Source organism: Actinomycetospora sp. NBC_00405 (genome assembly GCF_036044095.1).
In the GTDB taxonomy this organism is placed as follows: Bacteria; Actinomycetota; Actinomycetes; order Mycobacteriales; family Pseudonocardiaceae; genus Actinomycetospora; species Actinomycetospora callitridis.
Map to the genome: position 1 here is coordinate 1,081,890 of NZ_CP107938.1, position 17,553 is coordinate 1,099,442.

Below are 17,553 nucleotides of genomic sequence, written 5' to 3' on the forward strand. Positions count from 1 at the left end.
GATCCCCCGCGTGGCCCTGCACTCCGCGTTGTGGCGACGCCTCGACGTCGCCGACGGACTCGCGCACGGCGCGGTGTCCGACTTCGCCCCCGATCACGAGCACCCCGACGGCGCGCACCTCCTCGACGGGTCCGCCGTCGTGCGCGACGACAACGGGGCCTGGTCGCTCCGGTTCTCCGTGGTCGCCGACCGGGCGTGGCTGACCCGCACCGTGTTCGTCGAGGTGCTCGCCGACGACGGTCTCGAGCGGGTGACGCTGTCGGTCGACGCGCTCGGGGACTGGACCCTCGACGGGCGGCCCTGGCCGGAGCTGCGCGGGTGCACCGACGTCGACGTCTCCGCGACGCCGCTCACCAACGCGCTGCCGGTGCGCCGGCTCGACCTGCCCGTCGGCGGCGAGGCGGCGGTGGACGTGGCGTGGCTCGACGTCCCGTCGCTCGCGGTGCACCGCGTGCGGCAGGTCTACCGCCGCGGCCCGGACGACGCCCGGGGCCTCGCGACCTACACCTACGCCGACCCCACCTACGGCGAGTTCGCGGTGACCGTCGACCCCGTCGGCCTCGTCGTCGCCTATCAGGGGCTGTTCACACGCATCGGTTGAGTAGGCTCGCGTCCGTTCGGCACCCGACGCTGCGGTGGAGGCGGAATCCGTGCGCCTCCCGTCGCTGACCTCCGGTCGCGCCCGTTGGGTCGTGCTCGCGGTGGTGCTGCTCGCCGCGGTCGTCCTCGCCCTCCTGGTGCCGCTGCCGACGGCGCTGGAGCTGCGCGACCGGGTGCGGGACCTCGGCGCCTGGGCGCCGGTGACGTTCCTGCTGGCGCACGCGCTCGTGACGACCACGCCGATCCCGCGCACCGCGTTCTCGCTGGCCGCGGGCCTGCTGTTCGGGCCGTGGCTGGCGCTCGCGCTGTGCCTGGTGGCGAGCACGGCGTCCGCGGCCGCCGGGTTCGGGATCTCCCGGCGCCTCGGCGGGCGCGCGCTCCGACGGCTCGGGCCCGGGCGGGTGCGCCAGCTCGAGGCCCGCCTGTCGTCGCGCGGGCTGCTGTCGGTGCTGTCGGCACGCCTGGTGCCGATGATCCCGTTCGCGCCGCTGAACTACACGTTCGGGGTGACGAGCGTGCGCTGGCGGCACTACCTCGGCGGCACCGCGCTCGGGCTGGTGCCCGGCACCACCGCGGTCGTGCTGCTGGGCGACGCGGTCACCGGGACGCTCTCGCCGACCCTGATCGTGATCTTCCTGGTCAGCGGGGCGATCGGGCTCGCCGGCGTCGCCCTGTGCGCGCGGCCGGCGGCGCAGGGACCCGCGGCCTCCGAAGGACCGGAGTGACCGTCAGCTGCCGGGCGGCGGGGCCGGCGCGCCGGTGGGCTCCGGCTCACTGCCGCTGGTGCGCGGCCCCTCGGTGGGCACCGGGCCCTCGGGCGGGCGCGGCTCCTCCGACGGGGCGGGCGGGGCCACCGGGTCGGGGGTGATGACACCGGGCTGCGGCGCCGGGCCGGGCGGCGGGAAGCCCTCGGTGGAGAACTGGTCCGGGTTCGACGGCGATCCGGGGGCCGGCTCGGCCGGGAAGACGCAGGCGCTCAGGCTGATGCCCCCGGCGAGCAGTACGGCCGCCAGGGCCGCGGTGCGCCCGGCCGTCCGTCGGTTCGGCACTCGGTTCCCTCCCAGGTCGTCGCGCCGGTCTCCCCGGCGGCGCGCAGACGGTATCGCGTCAGGCCCCCACCTGCCGTGCACCCCACGTGCGTGATCTTCACAGCTATGACCGAGAAGATCACGCACGACGGCGGCCGGCGAGGATGCCCCGCGGGCGGATCGAGCGCATCGGTTCGGGGGCGACGCCCTCCTCGCGCAGGACGTCGTTCGCCGCCGTGACCGCGGTGACGGCCGCGCGCTCCATCAGGGCGGACGGGACGTCGCAGGCCACCCAGTCGCCGGCCAGGCGCAGCCCGCGGGCGTCGGTGAGGACGCCGGGCCGCACGAGGTGGTAGCCGGGGTCGAAGCCGGGCGCGTTGGTGTAGCGGTGCGCCTCGACGTCGATCACGCGCAGGTCGGCGCTCTCGGGCCAGAGCGCGGCGAGCTCGGTGCGCATCGTGGCGACGAGGTCGTCGGTCGGGGTCCCGGACGGGCAGGCGTACGAGTGCAGCTCGATCACGGACCCCCCGTGTTCCCGCGCCCACCGCGCGGACCCGCCCTCGAGCCGGTGGAACAACGTCACCGAGTCGAGGACCTCCTCCCGGGTCACGCCGGTGAACACCGCGCGCGCCGGGTCGACGTCGCCCTCGCAGAACAGCCGGGCCACGACGTAGGGCTCGCCGCTCGGCAGCGCCGCGATCCGCCGGGCCAGCCCCGGGGCCGCGGCGACGAGCTCGGGGGACGCGGCCACGAGGTCGCGCGTGGCCGGGACGTCGGTGGTGACGACGAGGTGGCGGGCGTGGCGGGCGGGCTCGCCCTCGACGTCGACGGCCCACCCGTGCGCGCCGTCGGGGCGCAGCGCCACCGCGCGCGTCCCGGTGCTCACCGTCGCCCCGTGCTTCTCCAGCAGGCGGGTGAACGGCTCCCACAGCGAGGTGCGGTAGTCCTCGGTCGGGGCGTCCATACCGAGGCCCTCGGGGTTCGCCGTGAAGTAGAAGTGGCACATCGCCAGGAACTCGGCCGCCGAGTAGCGCTGCTCGACGTTGAAGAACGAGTGCGCGAAGACCTCGAAGAGCATCGCCCGGCCGCGATCGGAGAAGCCGAGGGAGTCGAGCAGCTCCGCGGCACTGCGGTGGTCGTGCTCGGCGTAGGTCCGGACGGGGTCGTAGTGCAGCATCGCCAGCGCCTCGTCGGCGTTCACGTGCCGCAGCTCGCCCAGCTTGAAGCTCGGGCTGCGCAGGACGAGGGCGACGAGGTTGAGCAGCGGGGTGCGCGGCAGCGCGGTGAAGTCCTCGGACTCCCAGCCCACCGACGGGCGGCTCGCGATGGGATAGCCGCCGACGTCGCGCAGGAAGCCGAGGTCCGGGTCGAGGCGGCGCAGGATGTCGCGCAGCGTGTAGTACTGCCGGAAGAAGCCGTGGTAGCCGTGCTCGACCACCACCTCGCTGCCGTCGGCCAGGCGCCGGTCCCAGGTGCCGAGGCGCCCGCCGAGGTGCGGTGCCGCCTCGAGCAGCTCGACCTTCACGCCGCGCTCGGCCAGCACCAGCGCGGCGGCCACGCCCGCGATCCCGCCGCCGACGACGAGGGCACTCGCCTCCGGTGCCACCCGCTGGGGCAGGTCGGGCCGGGCGCGCACGTGGTGGTGGGGTCGGGACACGGGCCGGAGCCTAGGCCGGACGGTCGGCATGGGCCTGCGGAGACGGGGGCACCTAGCGGGGCGAAGATGGGTCGTGCACGTCCCGATCGGGACGTGACGAAGCGGGAGGGGACGCATGGCCGAGACCGACCGGGAACGTCGCGTGATCGACGAGGTCACGAAGGGACTGATCATCGGCGGATCGGTGCGCGACGCCACCGAGCAGAAGACGTTCGGTGTCGAGGACCCGTCGACGGGCGAGCTCCTCTGCGACGTGGCGGACGCCTCCCCGGAGGATGGGATGGTCGCCCTCAAGGCCGCGCACGACGCGCAGCCCGAGTGGGCCGCCACCGCGCCCCGCGAGCGCGGGGAGATCCTGCGCCGCGCGTTCGAGCTGATCACCGAGCGCGCCGACGACATCGCCCTGATCATGACTCTGGAGATGGGCAAGCCGCTGGCGGAGTCCAAGGCGGAGATCACCTACGCCGCCGAGTTCTTCCGCTGGTTCTCCGAGGAGGCCGTGCGGATCTCCGGCGAGTGGAAGGTCAACGCCACGGGGAACGGGCGCGTCCTCGTGATGCGTCAGCCGATCGGGCCGTGCCTGCTGATCACGCCGTGGAACTTCCCGCTGGCCATGGGCACCCGCAAGATCGGCCCGGCGATCGCGGCCGGCTGCACGATGGTCATCAAGCCGGCGAGCCTGACGCCGCTGACGATCCTCAAGCTGGCCGACATCCTCGCCGAGGCGGGCCTGCCCGACGGCGTGCTCAACGTCGTCACCACGAGGTCCACCGGCAAGGTGATGGGGCCGCTGATCGCCGACGGGCGCATCCGCAAGCTGTCGTTCACCGGGTCCACCGAGGTCGGGCAGAAGCTGATCGAGCAGTCGGCGCAGCAGGTGCTCAAGACGTCGATGGAGCTCGGCGGCAACGCCCCGTTCGTGGTGTGTGCCGACGCCGACGTCGACGAGGCCGTGCAGGGCGCGATGCTCGCGAAGATGCGCAACATCGGCGAGGCGTGCACGGCGGCGAACCGCTTCTACATCCACGCCGACGTCGCCGAGGAGTTCACGAAGAAGCTCGTCGACCGGATGTCCGACATGAAGGTCGGGCGCGGCACCGAGGAGGGCGTCGAGGTGGGCCCGCTCGTCGAGGCCGACCAGCGCGACAAGGTCGCCGAGCTCGTCGACGACGCCGTGCAGAAGGGCGCCACCGTGCGCACCGGGGGGCAGATCCCCTCGGGCGCGGGCTACTTCTACCCGCCGACGGTGCTCTCCGACGTGCCCACGTCGGCGCGCCTGGCCAAGGAGGAGATCTTCGGCCCGGTGGCGCCGATCTTCACGTTCACCGAGGACGACGACGCGATCCGCGCCGCCAACGACACCGAGTTCGGCCTGGTCAGCTACCTGTACACCAAGGACCTGAGCCGGGCGATCCGTCTGTCCGAGCGCCTCGAGGCGGGGATGGTCGGGCTCAACCAGGGCATGGTCTCCAACGCCGGCGCGCCCTTCGGCGGCGTGAAGCAGTCGGGCCTGGGCCGCGAGGGGGGCACCGTCGGCATCGACGAGTACCTCGAGATCAAGTACGTGGCGATGAACGTGTGAGGGGCCTCCGGCCCACGTGAGTGATTCGGGTCGCCCCGGCGACCCGAATCACTCACGTGGCCGCAGGCCAGAGGTCGCCCAGGAGGGTCTCGTCGTCCAGGCGGTGGGCGGCCGGGGTGTCGTGCAGGACGAGCAGACCCTCCGGCAGGACGGCGAGGCCCTCGGGGCGGTCGCAGCCCACGCCGACGGCCAGCTCCGCGACCGTCTCGATCTCCTCGCGCGAGATCGCCGGCGGGAGCGGGGCCGCCGCCGCCCCGGGCAGGCGCAGGACGCGGGCCGGCCCGTCGAGCACCATCGTCGGGCCCGCGAGGACGAGCAGGTCGTCGCCGGCGCGGGCGAGGTCGCGCACGCCGAGGCCGTCGAGGTCGAGGAAGACCTTGTCGATCCCGTCGAGCACGAGCTCGGTGCCGTCCACACCGGTCTCGACGTGCACCGCGAGCCCCAGCAGCACGGCCCACCCGCGCAGCACCGGGCCGCGCAGGCCGAGGACGACCCGCTCGCCCAGCACCGCGACGCCCTCGACGTCGAACCCGTTGTCCTTGCCCGGGATGCCGAGGAACGGGCCGAGGTGCTCGTCGTCGGCGAGCGCACCCCACAGGCCCCGCCGGCCCGACGGCAGGCGCGCCCCCGCACCAGGGGCGGGACGCGGGCCGTCCGCCCCGTCCCGCAGCGGCAGCCGGGCGAGCAGACGCCGCGACTTCTCCGCCGACGTCCGGGCGAGGCGCGCGGGCACGTCCGCCGGGTCGGTGCCGGGCTTGACCCGCTTGCGCTTCGGGCTGTGCGAGCCGACGACCCACAGGCAGCCGTCGACGACGTCGAGACCCTCGGCGTCCACCTCCTCGCCGGGCTTCCCCGGCAGGTCGACGGCCTCGCCGAGCGGCACCTCCTCGGGGCTCCCCCACCCCGGGCCGTCGCGCCGCAGTGCCAGCAGCGAGGAGCCCTCGTCCGGGGCCACGAAGAGCGTGTCGCCGACCGCGGCGACCCCGGAGAGGTCCACGCCCGCCGTCGGGGCGTGGGTTCCGAGGTGCAGGGGCACGGTCGTCGGGCTCATGGCGCTCACTGTCCCCGGAACGTGAAGACCGCGGTGCGCCCGTCCGAGGATTCGAGCCGCACGGTCGAGCCGTCCTCGACGAAGGTGCCGCCCTGTTCGACGCGGGTGACGATGCCGTCGTCGGAGATGTCCACCGAGCCCGGCGCCATCGCCTCCACCCGGAAGTCCACGCCGTCGCCGTCGCTCGCGGGCCGGCGGGTGGTGCTCCGGCCCGACCCGCTGCTCTGGTTGCTGCCGGGCTGGTCCACCTCGATCGGCGTGCCCGTGACCGTCGCGCGGCAGTCGTCGCCGGAGCAGCTCACCGAGCTACCGGTGCCTCGCGCGCAGCCGGCGAGCAGGCCGGCCGCGACGAGGGCCACGGCCAGCGCGCCGGTCCGCGCGCGGCACCCGGCGACGTGGCGGGCAGCGGGCGACTCGTGGATCGGGGCGGTCATGCCGGCACCTCGCCGTGGCTCGAGGGGAGGATCTCGACCCGTACGACGGTCCGGTCCGCCCGGAATGTTCCCGTCGACCCAGCAGCAGGGCCACAGCAGGACTAGAGCAGGACGTCAGCCAGCACCCGTGCGAGGTCGGCCGGTTCCCAGCCGTGCGCGGCCCCGGGCACCTCGCCGCGCTCGGCGTGCGGCAGCGCATCGACCAGCGCGTCGGCGGCCTCGACGAACACCGGCCAGGCGGCCGTGCCGGTCAGCACCGTCGTCGGCGCGGTGACCTCCCGGGCGAGCGTGCCGTCGCGCAGGGCGTCGGCCGCCCACGCCAGCGCCTCGGCGTCGGCCGCCGTCGTCGGCGCGAGCCGCAGGTAGCGCTCGCGGTCCGGGCCGGCGAGCATCCCGTCGAGCCACTCCGGCGGCATGCCGTCCATCGCGAAGCGCAGCACCGCCTCGGGGCCGGCGGACCTCGTGCGCTCGACGATGCCGGCGTGCCAGGCCCGGGCGTCGGCGGAGCCGTCGGTGCCGAGCGGGGTCTCCCAGAGCACCAGGTGGTCGACGCCGGGTATCCGGGTGGCGGCGGCCATGGCGATCGCGCCGCCCGACGAGCTGCCGTAGAGCGCCGCGCGCCCGCCGAGCTCGTCGACCAGCGCGCGCAGGGCCTCCACCTCTCCGGCCAGGGTGAACGGCGGGTCGCCGGTGCTGTCGCCCCGCCCGGGGCGGTCGTGGTGCACGACGTCGAACCGGCGGGCGGCGAGCTCGCCGGTCAGCGTGCGCGTCGCGGCGTCGGTGGCCCGCATCTGGCCCAGCCCGCCGACGAGCACGAGCGGCCGCCCGCCCGCGCCCTCGCGGTCGTAGGCGATGCGACGGCCGTCGCCGGTGCGGACGTACACGGGCGTCAGCCCGTCACGGCGCGCAGTCGGCGCACGACCTCGTCGGCACCGAGGGCCCGGGTGACCTCGTAGAGGTCGGGGCTGCGCTGCGCGCCGGTGATCGCGACACGGGCGACGTTGGCGGCGTCGCGCAGCATGCCCGGGTAGGCGTCCGGGTCCTTCTTGTACGTCTTCGGGTTGGGCGCGAAGCCGTGGCGGGTCGCGAGGTCGCGGATCTGCTGGAACCACGTCGGCTGGTCGCCCTCGTGAGTGTACGTGTCCGCGAGATCCGCCGCGACGGTGCGCACCAGCGACGCATCGAGCTCGCCGAACCGCTCGTCGCCGGGGTCGGTGACGTCGGTGAAGAGCTCGGGGAAGAAGAAGCCGTAGGCCTCGCGGAAGTCCGACCACTTCGCGAGGTCCTTGCGCGGGTTCTCCACGCCCACCCGCTCGACGTCGATCGCCGCGAGCGCGAGCTCGGGGTTCGCGTCGAGCACCTTGACGACCTCGGGGTCGTACTCGGCGGCCCACGCCCGCACCCCGGCGAGGACCTCGGGCCCGGGGAGCGTCGCGATGTGGTCGGCGGAGATGTCGCTGAGCTTCACCGTGTCGACCAGCGGGCCGGCGAGCCCGAACTCGTCGAGGCGCAGCGGCGTCGCCAGGGCCTCGGCCAGCGGGACCTCGGCCAGCCGCGGGTTGGCGAGCCCGCGCAGGTAGTACTGCACGGCGGGCACCGGGAAGCCGGCCTCGAGGTAGTAGTCGACGGCGGCCTCGGCGTCCTTGCGCTTGGAGAGCTTGCGCTTCGACCCGCCCTCCTGCTTCATCAGCGGCGCGAGGTGGGCGTAGTCGACCGGCTCGAAGCCGAGTGCGGCGAACAGCTGGCGGTGCGTCGGCACCGACGAGAGCCACTCCTCGGTGCGCACCACGAGGTTCGTGCGCATCAGGTGGTCGTCGACGGCGTGCGCGAAGTGGTAGGTCGGCAGCCGGACCGGGCTCTCCGAGGTCTTGAGGATGACCACGTCGTTGTGGTTGTCCTCCATCTCGACCCGCCCGCGCAGCCGGTCGGTGAACGCGAACCGCTCCCCCACCTTGCCCTCGGACCGGAACCGCGCGACCCACGGCTTCCCGGCGTCGAGCGCCGCCCGGACGTCCTCGGGGGACGCGTCGCGCCACGGCGCCCAGCGGCCGTAGTAGCCGGTCGGCAGCTTGAGCGTGCGCTGGGCGTCGGAGATCTGCGCGAGCTCCTCCTTCGTGGCGAAGTCCGGATACGCCGTGCCCTGGCGCATCAGTTCCCGGACGTAGGTCTGGTAGATCGCCGCGCGCTGCGACTGGTGGTACGGCCCGTACTCGCCGCGCGGGGCCGGGAGTGCGGTGTCGCCCTCGTCGGGGACGAGGTCGAACGCGTCGAAGGCGCGGGTGAACTGCGCGTCGGCGCCCTCGACCTCGCGGCTCTGGTCGGTGTCCTCGATCCGCAGGACGTAGACGCCGTCGGTGGAGTGCGCGAGGTCGCGCGACACCATCGCGGTGTACAGGCCGCCGATGTGCACGAACCCGGTCGGGCTCGGCCCGAAGCGGGTGACGAGGGCACCGTCGGCGAGCGCGCGCGGCGGGTAGCGCTCCTCGAGCTCGGCGGGCTCGGGCAGGTCGGCCGGGAACAGGCCGTCGACGAGGGCGCGATCGAGCATGACCCCCAATCTACGAGGTGGCCCCCGGCTCAGACGGTGTCGGTCGGCGGGAGCCCCGCGTCGCCGGTCGCGTGGCGCCCCAGCCCGTTCGTCTCGGGCTCCGCGACGGCGGCGTCGGCCCGCTGCTCGGCCGCCGCGACGACCTTCGCGATCTCGGGGTCGGTGCTGGTGTCGAACCAGTCCTCGACGTCGTCGTCGGTCTGGCCCGGCCGCGTGGCGGCCGCCGGGTCCTCGGGCGAGGGCTGGTAGCGGAACACCCCGTCCTCGCCCGGCGCCCCGAGCATCTTCGTGAAGCCCTCGAGCGCCTTGCCGAAGTCGCTGGGCACCACCCACATCTTGTTGCTGTCGCCCTGCGCCATCTGCGGCAGCGTCTGCAGGTACTGGTAGGCCAGCATCTCCGGCGTCGGGCGCCCGGCCTTGATCGCGGCGAACGTCTTCTCGATGGCCTTGGCCTCGCCCTGCGCCTGGTAGTACGCGGCGGCCCGCTCGCCCTGCGCGCGCAGCATGGTGGCCTGGCGGTCGGCCTCGGCGTTGAGGATCGCGGCCTGCTTCGAGCCCTCGGCGTTGAGGATCGCGGCCTGCTTGTTGCCCTGTGCCGCGGCGATCGACGACTCGCGGTGGCCCTCGGCGGTGAGGATCATCGCCCGCTTCTCGCGGTCGGCCTTCATCTGCTGCTCCATCGAGTGCTGGATGGAGGGCGGCGGGTCGATGGCCTTGAGCTCGACGCGGACGACGCGCAGACCCCAGGGCCCGGTGGCGTCGTCGAGGGCCCGGCGCAGGCGGGTGTTGATCGTCTCGCGGGAGGTCAGCGCCTCCTCCAGGCTCATCCCGCCGACGACGTCGCGCAGCGTGGTCGTGGTGAGCTGCTGGACGCCGTTGATGTAGTCGGAGATCTCGTAGACCGCGTTGCGCGGCTCGGTGACCTGGTAGTACACGACGGTGTCGATGGAGACCGTCAGGTTGTCCTGGGTGATCACCGGCTGCGGCGGGAACGAGACGACCTGCTCCCAGAGCGCCACCCGCTCGCGGATCCGGTCGATGAACGGCACCAGGATCGTCAGGCCGGGGGCGGCGGTGCGCTGGTAGCGCCCCAGCCGCTCGATCACTGCGGCCTCGGCCTGGCGGACGACCGTGACGCTCTTGACCACCGCGGTGATGATCAGGATGAGCACGATCGCGGACACGACGTACAGCACGAGCGTGACGGGGTCCATCGGCTAGCTCTCTCCCTGCAGGGGCGGGCGGGACGGACGCGCGGGCCCGGCGACATCCGCCGTGACCACCGCCGTCGCCCCGCGGATGTCGACGACGACCACGGGGTCGCCGGTGGCCAGCTCGGCGCCCTCGTGCAGCGCGCGCGCCGTCCAGAGCGCGCCGCCGATGCGCACGGTGCCCGCATCGGCGGCGGTGATCGGCTCGACCACCTCGGCCATCGCCCCGAGCAGCGCCGTCGGCCCGGCGTTGGCGGTGCCGTCCTCGCGCGTTCCGTGGACGCGGCGCAGCAGCGGCGGGCGCGCGAGCAGGACGAGGAGGGTGGCGGCCAGCCCGAAGACCGCGACGTCGGCCCCCAGGGGGACGCCGAGGGCGGAGGCGCCGGCTGCGAACAGCGAGGCGACGCCGAGCATCAGCAGCACGAGGGTGCCGGACATGAGCTCGACCGCGATCAGGAGAACTCCCGCGACGAGCCAGAGCAGCGGGATCACACCGGTGAGTGTGCCACGCCGGGGTGTCGGCGGAGGTGAGTTCAGGGACCGACGGTCACGAAGTCGATCAGCTGTTCCATGGACGTGATCAGGGGTGTCTCGAGGTCGGACCACGACGACACCGACGACAGGACCCGCCGGGCACCGTCACGGTCGTCGCCCCACCCGAGGGCCTCGCACACGCCGCGCTTCCACTCGATGCCGCGCGGGATGCTCGGCCAGGCCGCGATGCCCACGGCGGAGGGCTTCACGGCCTCCCAGATGTCGACGTAGGGGTGCCCGAGCACGAGGACGTGGGCCGCGGCGGACCCGAGCTCGCGGCGCAGGCCCTCGGCGATCCGAGACTCCTTGGAGCCGGTGACGAGGTGGTCGACGAGCACCCCGAGGCGCCGGTCGGGACCCGGGCCGAACTCGCGGGCGGCCTCGACGAGCACGTCCGCGCCGTGCAGCGGCTCGACGACGACGCCCTCGACGCGCAGGTCGTGGCCCCAGACCTGCTCGACGATCGCGGCGTCGTGCAGTCCCTCGACCCAGATCCGGTGCGGCAGCGCGGTCTTCGCGCGGACGTTCTCGACGCGGCGCGAGCCCGAGGCCGAGCGCTGGACCGCGGTGTCCGGCCCGGCGGCGCGCTGCGGCGGGATCAGGGTGGCGGGGCGGCCCTCGTGCAGGAAGGCCGCCGGCTTGTTCGGGAACAGCCGGCGGCGCCCGGCGGAGTCCTCGAGCACGACCTCGCGGATGTCCGCGCGGATCACCGCGCCGCAGAACGTCTCGGCGGCGTCCTCGACGACCAGCCCGGGCTCGGCGACCACCGACACCACCTCGCGGGCGGGCTTGTGCGGCGCGAGGCCCGGCAGCCCGCCGGTGCGCCCGGCACCGGAGGACGGCCCGCCGCCGCCCGCGCGGCCCGGGGCGCGCACCGCCCCGCCGGTCGTGCGGAAGCCGGCATCGCCGGAGGAGCCGTGCATGCCCCGGCCCTGAGTCCTCGCCACGGGCCGGGACGCTAACGGCGGGCCATGATCGTCCGGGGTCGACACGCCCAGGGGTGACGGCCGGGGTGGTCGGGGAGCCGGGCGCGAGGGTCACCTTCGCTGCGTCCGGAGCAGTCGGGGCGTCCCTCGCTCCGGCGGGTCGGGTGCGCGCCGGGTCACCGGAGCGGCGAGGGGCACGTTGCGCATCATCGACGGGGCGAAGCGCCTGCGGAACGTGCCCCTCGCGGGCCGGCCGGGTGGCGCTCGCCAGTTCGATCTCCCGGGAGTGCCGCCAGCGCTGTCGAGCGAGGGTCACCCTCGCTGCGTCCGGAGCAGTCGGGGCGTCCCTCGCTCCGGCGGGTCGGGTGTGCGCGCCGGGTCACCGGAGCGGCGAGGGGCACGTTGCGCATGATCAACGGGCCGGCGCGGGGGTCGGAACGTGCCCCTCGCCGATCGGACGACGCTCACGACACTCTCGAGAGATCGAACTGGAGAGCCCGCCGCCCGGCGGCCCCACCCCCGCGGCGCCCGTATCGTGATCGGGTGCCCTGCGCGAGTGCTTCCCTGGCCGTGTGGAGCGCGGCGTGGCTCGCGGGCTCCGCCGCGGCCGACGACGTCCTCGACGCGCTGACCCCGTGGTCCGAGGCCCACGACGTGGTCGCCGCCGACGCCGCGACCGCCGCCGTGACCAACCTGCCGACCCCGGACCGGGCCGGTACGGGGCTCGCGGTGCTGCTCGCGCTCGCCCGCAAGCGCTGCTCGCCGACGGGACCCGACGCCCGGATCGTCCTGCCCACCGCCGGGGACGTCCGCGGGCTCCCGGGCCCCGGCGCGCTGCGCGCCGCGGCGATGGAGACCGGCGAGTGCGCGGTGCTCGCCGGGGCGGGGCTCGCGACGGTCCCCGCGCCCGTCGCCGACGGCGTGCTGCGCTGGACCGTGCACCTCGTCGACGACGTGCCCCCGGCCGCGCACCCGAGCCTGCCCGACGCCGAGCACGAGCTGCGCAGCCTCGTGCGCGACGCGGCCGACACCCTCGCCGCGCTCGACGTGGCCAAGCCCCGGCGCGGGGTGCGCGAGGAGATCGCGGACTCCCTGCGCCGCCGGCCGCGCCCGACCTGGCCGACCGGCACCCCGCCCCGTCCGCTGCGCGTGCTCCAGCACGCCGACGAGGTGGAGGCGATCCTCCTCGCGGCGTCCGGGGACGACCCGGGCGGCGCCAAGTCCTCGTCGGCCGCGCTGGCCCGCAACGACGCCCTGCGCCCGTTGGCCACCGCCGTGCGGGGTGCCCGGGTCGCCGCCGTCGCCGAGACCGTCCGGGTGCTCAGCGCCGCCTAGTGCCCGTGCCCGTGGCCATGGCCGTGACCGTGGCCGTGCCCCTCGGACGACGACGACCCGGAGGAGTCCGAGCCGCCGGGAGAACCCGAACCCGAGCCCAGGATCGGCTCCCCCACCCGCAGCGGGGCCTGCTCGTAGCGCCCCTCGTGCGCGGCCACCGGCCGGGTGTCCCCGCGCAGCTCCGGGTGCTTGGCCTCGAGCCGCTCGCGCTGTTCCCACTTGCGCTGCATCCCGGTGACGTACTCGCGGTTGCCGTGGTAGGTGCCCCGCCAGGTCTGGGGCATCTGCTCCTTGGCCAGCCCCGCGTCGGCGCGCCCGTGCAGGGCGGGGCGTGACGGCACCTTGCGGGACGCGCCCCCGCACTCCGGACAGGCCGGGGCGGGGGCGTCGCGCCCGATCAGGCGCTCGAAGCGCAGGCCGCAGTCGCAGCGGTAGTCGTAGATCGGCACCGGGCTACCAGTTCGAGATCGACTTGCGGAAGATCTCCGCGAGGTCGTCCTCGGTCGGCGTCTTCGGGCAGGTGGCCAGCAGTCGCTGCTGCTTCATCGTCCCGTCGACCAGGTCGGGGATGTCGCCCTCGCCGAAGCCGACCTCACCGATGCCGTTGGGGATCCGGATGTCGCGCATCAGCTCGGTGACCACGTGCGGCAGCTGCTCGGACGCGTTCGACTGCGTCTCGGCGTTGGGCCCGAGCATCCGCGCCGCGGCCATGTGCCGGTCGGGCGCCGCCTCGAAGCTGAACCGGAACGCCTCCGGCGCCGTCAGCGACACCGACATGCCGTGCGGCACCATCGCCTCGTCCGACGGGTAGCCGGCGGGGTGGAAGTCCCGCACCTGCCCGGCGATGGGGTAGGCGTTGGCGTGGGGGATGTGCACCCCGGAGTTGCCGAAGCCCATGCCGGCGAAGGTCGCCGCCATCATCATGTCCATCCGGGCGTCGACGTCCTCCTCGCCGCGCTCCACCGCCGTGCGGAACGAGCGGGCGAGCAGTGACATCGACTTCTCGCACCACAGGTCCGACACCGGGTTCGAGCCGCAGTAGGTCACCCGCTGCTCGGGCGACTTGCGGTCGAACGTCGTGTACCACCGCGCGGTGTAGGACTCGAGCGCGTGGCAGACAATGTCCATGCCCGAGGCCGCCGTCACCTCCGGCGGCAGCGTCATCGTCAGCAGCGGGTCGACGACGGCGAGCGTCGGGCGCAGCCGCCAGTGGCTGATCCCCGTCTTCACGCGCAGCGAGAGGACGTCCAGGACGCACATCGCCGTCGACTCGGAGCCCGTGCCCGCCGTGGTGGGCACGGCGATGAGCGGCTTGAGCTGGCCCGGCGGGACCTGGGCGTTGCCGACCGGCTTGTTGATGTAGTCCATCAGGTCGCCGGGGAAGGTGGTCAGCAGGTTGACGGCCTTGGCCGTGTCGATCGCCGAGCCGCCGCCCACGGCCACGAACCCGTCCCACGGGCCCTGCTCGTGGGCGTAGCCGACGGCCTTGTTCATCGAGTCGTCGGTGGGCTCGACGTGCACGCCGTCGAAGATCTCGACGGTCATGTCGTACCGGCGGATCTGGTCGGCGATGCGGTCGGGCAGGCCCGTCTGCTGCATGCCCGGGTCGGTGATCAGCAGGATGCGCTTCGCGCCGTACTGGGCGAGGTCGAAGCCGATCTCGTCGCAGGCGCCCGCGCCGAACTTGAGCGGCGGGGCACCCCAGGTGAAGACCGATTCTTCGGTGGGGACCGGGGGGACGGTCATGGGAGGCGTGCTCCGATCAGGTGTAGTGGCCGCCGTTGCCCACGGTCTTGAGCTGGCGGATCTGGTCGGGGTCGTGGCCGAAGACCACGGTCGCGTCCGTCTTCTCGGCGACGCCGCGGATCTTCTCCACCGACGAGTAGAACTGGCCCATGTCGTTGACGATCGCGGCCGGCGTGGTGGGCGGCCCGTAGCTCTCCCCCATGTACACGGCGTCGGACGTGAAGATCATGGTGCCGCTGTCGGGCAGGTCGACCTGCATCGACATGGTGCCGGGGGTGTGCCCCGGGGTCTGCAGGAGCGTGACGCCGGGGAGGAACTCGGTGTCGCCCGAGACCGTCTCCCAGTTCAGGTCCTCGTAGTCGGTCTTGAGGTGCGCGCCGGTGAACAGGCCGTCGAACCCGAACGCGAAGTCCTTCTCCTTGTCGGAGCAGACGAGCTTGGCGGTGGAGTCCTTGAACAGGCCGGCGTTGCCGCAGTGGTCGAAGTGCAGGTGCGAGAGCACCACGTAGTCGATCTGGTCGACCCCGACGCCGAGCTGCTGCAGGCGCGAGTCGAGGTACTCCTCGTCGCTGACCTTCTCGTAGGGGAAGAAGTCCTGCAGGCCCGTCGGGCCCCAGCGCTCCTCCCAGTCCCGCGGGCAGCTGGTGTCCCACAGGATCGTGCCGTCGGGGGTCTCGACGAGGACGCAGTGCGTCGGCACGTCGGCCCACTCGGTCGGCTGGTCGCGCATCTGGCGCGGGCGGATCGACCGCCCGGGCTTGAGCAGCAGCCACGTCAGGTCCGCCGTCATCATCCCGCAGTCCAGGATGCTGACCTTGATCTCGCCGCTCGCAGCCATTCAGGGCTCCTTCGCCGTGCCACCGATGGGAGGGGGACGCGGAGGCGATAGATGCATCTCCGGCCACGTGACGCCGGACACTAGCGACGCGAACGATCACTGGCAACACGCCGGATGGCGGCTGTCGGGCGACCGTTTCCCCTGCTCCTGCCCCTGATTGGCAAGAGCCCGGCGTCAGCTCCCCGGGCGCTTCGCGGGCTCGCAGCAGCCCGGGTGGCAGAGGGCGCCGTTGCACCCCACGCCGGCCCGCGGGGCGATGCCGAGCTTGCGCAAGGGAGCCCCGTCGACCTGCTCCGCGACGAGCTCCACGACCATCTCGACGAAGCGCGGATCCGAGCCGGCGCTCGCCGCGCGGGCGAAGCCCATGCCCAGCTTCCCGGCGTGCTCGGCGGCCTCGTTGTCGAGGTCCCAGACCACCTCGAGGTGGTCGGAGACGAAGCCCACGGGGCTGACGACGGCGGCGCCCACACCGCGGTCGTGGAGGTCGTCGAGGTGGTCGACGATGTCGGGCTCCAGCCACGGGATCTGGGGCGGGCCCGAGCGCGACTGCCACACGAGGTCGTGCTCCGGGGCACCGACGGCCTCGCCCACGAGGCGGGCGGCCTCGGCCATCTGCCGAGAGTAGCGGTGCCCGCCCTCCTCCGGCGGCCCGGCGGTCCGGTCGGCGGAGAGCGGGATCGAGTGCGCGGTGAAGACCACGCGCGGGTCCTCCAGGCCCTCCGAAGCGGCCCGCACCCCGTCGGCCACCGACGCGATGAACAGCGGGTGGTCGTAGAAGTGGCGCAGCTTGACGAGGTCCGGCGCCGAGCCGGTGCGCGCGATCGCCGCCTCGCGAGCCCGCGCGATGTCCTCGTGGTACTGCCGGCAGGCGGAGTAGCCGCCGTAGGCGCTGGTCGCGAAGACCAGGGCCCGGCGCACCCCGTCCCGCGCCATCTCCGTGACGGCGTCCTCGGCGTACGGGTGCCAGTTGCGGTTGCCGAAGTACACCGGCAGTCCGCGGCCCGACTCCTCCAGCGCCCGCGACAGGTCGGCGACGAGCCGCCGGTTGAGCTCGTTGATGGGGCTGACGCCGCCGAAGTGCTGGTAGTGCTCCTCGACGGCGTCGAGACGTTCCGGGGGCACGTTGCGGCCGCGGGTCACGTTCTCCAGGAACGGGCGCACCTCGTCGGGCGCCTCCGGACCGCCGAAGGACAGGACCAGGACGGCGTCGACGGGCTCAGCACTCACCGTCCCAGCATCCCCCGGTGCCCCGGGAGCTACACGGTGAGACCTCCGGGGCTAGGCACCCATGGCGTGGTAGCCGCCGTCGGCGTGGACGACCTCGCCGGTGGTGGCCGGCATCCAGTCCGAGAGCAGCGCGCAGATCGTCTTCGCGACCGGGGTGGGGTCCTCGAGGTCCCAGCCCAGCGGCGAGCGCTGGACCCAGGCCTCCTCGAACGTGTCGAAGCCCGGGATCGACTTCGCCGCCATGGTGCGCACCGGGCCCGCGGCGACGAGGTTCGCGCGGATGCCCTCGGGGCCGAGGTCGCGGGCGAGGTAGCGGGTGGTCGCCTCGAGCGCGGCCTTGGCGACGCCCATCCAGTCGTAGCCCGGCCAGGCGACGGTGTTGTCGAAGTCCATGCCGACCAGCGACGAGCCGCGCCCGAGCAGCGGCTTGCAGGCCATCGCGAGGGACTTGAACGAGTAGGCCGAGACCTCGACCGCGGTGGCGACGTCCTTCCACTCGGTGTTCAGGAAGTTGCCGCCCAGGGCCTCCATCGGCGCGAAGCCGATCGAGTGCAGGACGCCGTCGAGGCCGTCGACGTGCTCGCGGACGCTGTCGGCGAGGCCGTCGAGGTGCTCCTGGTCCTGGACGTCCAGCTCGATCACGGGCGCCTCGGTGGGCAGCCGCTTGGCCACGCGCTTGACCAGCGAGAGGCGCCCGAAGCCGGTGAGGACGACGGTGGCCCCCGCCTCTTGGGCCGCCTTCGCCGCGTGGAAGGCGATCGACGCGTCGGTGATGATCCCGGTGACCAGGATGCGCTTGCCCTCGAGCAGGGTCACGTTGTCTCCGTGTTGTCGCT

18 protein-coding genes are annotated in these 17,553 nt (G+C 73.8%); 4 read left to right on the forward strand and 14 right to left on the reverse strand.

Annotated elements, in window-relative coordinates; genetic code table 11:
• Positions 1 to 10 precede the first annotated feature (10 nt).
• Positions 11 to 601, forward strand: a complete 591-nt coding sequence (locus OG774_RS05305) for a putative glycolipid-binding domain-containing protein (RefSeq protein ID WP_328307367.1) — start codon at positions 11 to 13, stop codon at positions 599 to 601.
• A 49-nt stretch (positions 602 to 650) separates the two neighbouring features.
• Positions 651 to 1,325, forward strand: coding sequence for a TVP38/TMEM64 family protein (locus tag OG774_RS05310; protein WP_328307369.1), 675 nt, complete (start codon positions 651 to 653; stop codon positions 1,323 to 1,325).
• 3 nt (positions 1,326 to 1,328) lie between these two features.
• Here the strand turns inward: OG774_RS05310 and OG774_RS05315 are convergent, their stop codons facing one another.
• On the reverse strand, positions 1,329 to 1,649 hold the full coding sequence (locus OG774_RS05315) for a hypothetical protein (RefSeq protein ID WP_328307371.1): 321 nt from the start codon (positions 1,647 to 1,649) through the stop codon (positions 1,329 to 1,331).
• A gap of 118 nt (positions 1,650 to 1,767) precedes the next feature.
• A complete protein-coding gene (locus OG774_RS05320; protein WP_328307372.1) occupies positions 1,768 to 3,285 on the reverse strand; it encodes an FAD-dependent oxidoreductase in 1,518 nt (505 codons plus the stop codon).
• Between the two features lie 115 nt (positions 3,286 to 3,400).
• Here OG774_RS05320 and OG774_RS05325 point away from each other — a divergent pair, with 115 nt between their 5' ends.
• Complete coding sequence (locus tag OG774_RS05325) at positions 3,401 to 4,867, forward strand: NAD-dependent succinate-semialdehyde dehydrogenase (protein ID WP_328307373.1); 1,467 nt, start codon at positions 3,401 to 3,403, stop codon at positions 4,865 to 4,867.
• A gap of 52 nt (positions 4,868 to 4,919) precedes the next feature.
• On the opposite strand, the gene OG774_RS05330 is transcribed toward OG774_RS05325, so the two are convergent.
• The 7 genes from OG774_RS05330 to OG774_RS05360 all read right to left on the reverse strand — a co-directional run bounded on the left by OG774_RS05330 (position 4,920) and on the right by OG774_RS05360 (position 11,592).
• Positions 4,920 to 5,918: a DUF3616 domain-containing protein gene (locus OG774_RS05330; protein ID WP_328307374.1), complete on the reverse strand. Its 999-nt coding sequence runs from the start codon at positions 5,916 to 5,918 to the stop codon at positions 4,920 to 4,922.
• Positions 5,919 to 5,923: 5 nt separating this feature from the next.
• Positions 5,924 to 6,352, reverse strand: coding sequence for a hypothetical protein (locus OG774_RS05335; RefSeq protein ID WP_328307375.1), 429 nt, complete (start codon positions 6,350 to 6,352; stop codon positions 5,924 to 5,926).
• A 101-nt stretch (positions 6,353 to 6,453) separates the two neighbouring features.
• Positions 6,454 to 7,236, reverse strand: coding sequence for an alpha/beta fold hydrolase (locus OG774_RS05340; RefSeq protein ID WP_328307376.1), 783 nt, complete (start codon positions 7,234 to 7,236; stop codon positions 6,454 to 6,456).
• A gap of 5 nt (positions 7,237 to 7,241) precedes the next feature.
• A complete protein-coding gene (locus tag OG774_RS05345) occupies positions 7,242 to 8,900 on the reverse strand; it encodes a glutamate--tRNA ligase (protein ID WP_328307377.1) in 1,659 nt (552 codons plus the stop codon).
• A 29-nt stretch (positions 8,901 to 8,929) separates the two neighbouring features.
• Positions 8,930 to 10,114: an SPFH domain-containing protein gene (locus OG774_RS05350; RefSeq protein WP_328307379.1), complete on the reverse strand. Its 1,185-nt coding sequence runs from the start codon at positions 10,112 to 10,114 to the stop codon at positions 8,930 to 8,932.
• 3 nt (positions 10,115 to 10,117) lie between these two features.
• Positions 10,118 to 10,603, reverse strand: coding sequence for an NfeD family protein (locus OG774_RS05355; protein ID WP_328307381.1), 486 nt, complete (start codon positions 10,601 to 10,603; stop codon positions 10,118 to 10,120).
• Between the two features lie 41 nt (positions 10,604 to 10,644).
• Positions 10,645 to 11,592 carry a DUF3097 family protein gene (locus tag OG774_RS05360; RefSeq protein WP_328307383.1) on the reverse strand — a complete coding sequence of 316 codons (948 nt, stop codon included), beginning with the start codon at positions 11,590 to 11,592 and terminating at the stop codon, positions 10,645 to 10,647.
• A 522-nt stretch (positions 11,593 to 12,114) separates the two neighbouring features.
• Between OG774_RS05360 and OG774_RS05365 the strand changes: the two genes are divergently transcribed.
• Positions 12,115 to 12,906 carry a hypothetical protein gene (locus OG774_RS05365; protein WP_328307384.1) on the forward strand — a complete coding sequence of 264 codons (792 nt, stop codon included), beginning with the start codon at positions 12,115 to 12,117 and terminating at the stop codon, positions 12,904 to 12,906.
• Here the strand turns inward: OG774_RS05365 and OG774_RS05370 are convergent.
• The 5 genes from OG774_RS05370 to fabI form a co-directional block, all read right to left on the reverse strand.
• The gene (locus tag OG774_RS05370) at positions 12,903 to 13,355 is read right to left on the reverse strand and encodes an FmdB family zinc ribbon protein (protein ID WP_328307385.1); all 453 of its coding nucleotides are present in this window, start codon (positions 13,353 to 13,355) and stop codon (positions 12,903 to 12,905) included. The two genes, OG774_RS05365 and OG774_RS05370, sit on opposite strands and share 4 nt — an antisense overlap.
• 4 nt (positions 13,356 to 13,359) lie before the next feature.
• Entirely contained in the window at positions 13,360 to 14,652 is a 1,293-nt protein-coding gene (locus OG774_RS05375; RefSeq protein WP_328307387.1) for a hydroxyacid-oxoacid transhydrogenase, read from the reverse strand.
• A gap of 16 nt (positions 14,653 to 14,668) precedes the next feature.
• On the reverse strand, positions 14,669 to 15,490 hold the full coding sequence (locus OG774_RS05380; RefSeq protein WP_274194874.1) for an N-acyl homoserine lactonase family protein: 822 nt from the start codon (positions 15,488 to 15,490) through the stop codon (positions 14,669 to 14,671).
• Between the two features lie 174 nt (positions 15,491 to 15,664).
• Positions 15,665 to 16,717, reverse strand: coding sequence for a ferrochelatase (locus tag OG774_RS05385; protein WP_328307390.1), 1,053 nt, complete (start codon positions 16,715 to 16,717; stop codon positions 15,665 to 15,667).
• A 51-nt stretch (positions 16,718 to 16,768) separates the two neighbouring features.
• The gene (gene fabI, locus OG774_RS05390) at positions 16,769 to 17,533 is read right to left on the reverse strand and encodes an enoyl-ACP reductase FabI (RefSeq protein WP_328307392.1); all 765 of its coding nucleotides are present in this window, start codon (positions 17,531 to 17,533) and stop codon (positions 16,769 to 16,771) included.
• Positions 17,534 to 17,553: the final 20 nt, after the last annotated feature.